The organism is Sulfurovum sp. bin170 (assembly GCF_010892395.1).
GTDB lineage: Bacteria > Campylobacterota > Campylobacteria > Campylobacterales > Sulfurovaceae > UBA1140.
Window position 1 is genome coordinate 1 of the sequence record NZ_JAACKB010000019.1, and the last position, 2255, is coordinate 2255.

The window sequence follows — 2255 nt, forward strand, 5'->3', positions numbered from 1 at the left end:
AAACTGGTCTGTTGGCAGTCTCCATCGTCCGAACTGAGAGCTACCTTGACCAAATCCATAGAAGATTTTATTTATGTACCCCATTTGAAAAAGATAGAGGAAATATTGAGTTACTAGATTCTTATCTCTTGCTGCAAAGACCCTGTAGTCAGGGCTAGTTACACCATGATGCTTGGATATATCAACAAAGCCTGTAAGTAAGTCCATATGATTCATTGCAAAATCTCCAACTTTTACAAACTGATATTTTGAGTAATCCATTGACAACTGACCCTTACCGCTCTCAGTATCTTTTACCTTGATACCTTTTTGAGTAATGGACAGGATGGGGTAACCAAGCTCACCAGATATTCTCTTTCGTATCTCAAATAGGTATTTTACTTTTTTAACTCCCCAATGCGCAGGTACCTCTCCCAACCACTCCACACCACTATCTTTCATCTTTACATTCGAATCAAGACCTTTAGTGACAGTGTGAGAGATGACCGCTTGTCGCTTCTCTTTTAGCAGTTCGAGCAGCACTTGCTGTTTTTTTATGAGGGTGTCTATTTTGGTAGTTTCACGGTCGAGGAAGTTGGCGATGGTGGTTTGCTCTTCGAGAGTAGGAGCAAGAGATAAAACTAAATCATTTAATCGTTCAAGTCTAAGGTTTATTCTTGTAAATCCATTTCCTTGAGTGTAAAGTAGTTTTCTATAGGTATCGCCTGACAGTAAAAAGTTTAAATACTTGGGATCTAAGTTTTTTGAAGTTAGCCTAAAGCCCTTGCAGAAGCTATTTAAATATAATTCATCTACATCAAATTGCAATAATGATGCCTTGCCTAGGTCTTCATAATCTTCTGAACTCATCAAGAAAAATAAATCATTCTTTTTTGCTTTATTTTGAGACTCCCCTTCATTTATAATAACTAATCCAAAGTAATCATCTTTAATATAACTACTTCCTGCAATGTTTGTAAAAGGGATGAAAGGTTTACTGAACTTATTATCTTCTTGATTGAAATCTTTTCCAGCTTTCCCAGACAGACCACCATAAGTAAAGCCTAAAAATTTAAGCCTAGTTTTTTTCCAATGCTCAGGTACTTCCCCCAACCACTTAATACCACTATCTTTATACTCAGAATACGGCTGATATTTACTCACGAGTGTACTTCTTTCAATAGCTTCATGATTTCACTCGTAACTGCATCCAGTTCAGCATCTATCTCTTCTAATGCTCTAGGTGCAACATACTCATAGAAGTGACGGTTAAATGGTATCTCATAGCCGACTATACCGACCTTACCATCTTTGTCATCCGTCTTCTTCTCATCTATCCATGCAAGAGGTACATGAGGTTTTACTTCTCTTGCAAAATAGCTTTCTATACTTTCAGAAAGTGGTATATTTTCATTGTCACGCAGATCAGGGTTAGCCTCTAGCTTACCTTTTTTGTCTCGACAAAGTACTGCCTCATCATCATGCTCAGAGATATGTTTTTGGATCAGCTTAAACTGTGAAGCAGTAAGTTTTACATCTAACTTTTTAGCAAACAGTTCTCTATCACTTATTTTCTCTTCTTTGATGTCAGCAAGTGCAGTTAGTATCTCATCTTGCAGTGCTTTGTCAAGTTTAACAAAGGCTTTATCTTCTTTGAGTGCATCAACCCTCTCACTGTCATGAGGATAGTAACTTAGCTGTAACGGTCTCTCCACAGTGATGCGTCTATAACCAAAGTCAGTCGTATCAAATATCTTAGAGATCTCATTCTCTTCAAAAGCTCCATACAGACGGGTAATATCATCTATACTTGCCTCTTTTAGCTCTTTACGCTTAGAACCTAAAGACTTACGCATACTCTCACCCATCTTGGCAGCATTGATAAGCTGTACCTTGTTTTTATGCTCCTTACTTTTATGATTTGAAAGTATCCAAATATAAGTAGCGATGCCTGTATTGAAGAACATATCATTAGGCATGGCAACGATGGCTTCAAGTAGATCATTTTCTAAAACATATCGGCGTATCTCACTTTCACCTGAACCAGCACCACCCGTAAAGAGAGGAGAACCGTTAAGGATGATACCTATACGAGAACCACCTTCACCTACAGGACGCATTTTAGAGATAAGATGCAACAAGAAAAGAAGTGAACCATCAGAGACACGAGGTAGCCCAGGACCGAACCGTCCATCAAACCCTTTGAGTTTATGCTCATCGACTACTTCTTTTTGAACCTTCTTCCACTCTACACCAAAAGGAGGATTGGAGAGCAT

2 protein-coding genes are annotated in these 2255 nt (G+C 38.4%); both read right to left on the bottom strand.

Annotated elements, in window-relative coordinates; all coding sequences use genetic code 11:
* On the bottom strand, positions 1 to 1143 hold a 1143-nt coding region (locus tag GSY74_RS00580), incomplete at its 3' end, for a restriction endonuclease subunit S (RefSeq protein WP_164663161.1).
* The coding region (locus tag GSY74_RS00585) for a class I SAM-dependent DNA methyltransferase (protein ID WP_164663162.1) at positions 1140 to 2255 on the bottom strand (1116 nt) is incomplete at its 5' end. The genes GSY74_RS00580 and GSY74_RS00585, both read right to left, overlap by 4 nt.